Source organism: Rhizobium ecuadorense (assembly GCF_001187535.1).
Taxonomy (GTDB): Bacteria; Pseudomonadota; Alphaproteobacteria; order Rhizobiales; family Rhizobiaceae; genus Rhizobium; species Rhizobium ecuadorense.
In genome coordinates this window covers 1-247 of record NZ_LFIO01000246.1, presented here as the reverse complement: position 1 = coordinate 247, position 247 = coordinate 1, and the positions used below count along the sequence as shown (strand labels likewise).

Sequence of the window (247 nt, the reverse complement as noted above, 5' to 3'; positions counted from 1 at the left end):
CCGTTATACCGAAGCTTATGCCAACGAGATCGCAGCCTTCATCGCCGCGATCGAGAAGGGCTCCAAGATCTCTCCATCAGGCGCCGATGGTCTCGCAGCGCTCGCGCTCGCCGATGCCGCGGTTCAGTCCGTTAAGGAAGGCAAGCTTATCAAGATCGGCTGACGGCCCTCTCCCGACCGGAAGCCATGCATGAGATGGCCGGGCACCAGCCCGGCCATTTCGCGTTTGGCAGACATTCAATCAGGC

The 247-nt window shown here is 60.7% G+C and carries 1 protein-coding gene; it reads left to right on the top strand.

Going from position 1 to position 247, the window contains the following annotated elements; genetic code table 11:
- Positions 1–163: Gfo/Idh/MocA family oxidoreductase (locus AF337_RS41795; protein ID WP_244471189.1), on the top strand; the 163-nt coding region annotated here is incomplete at its 5' end.
- Positions 164–247 lie beyond the last annotated feature (84 nt).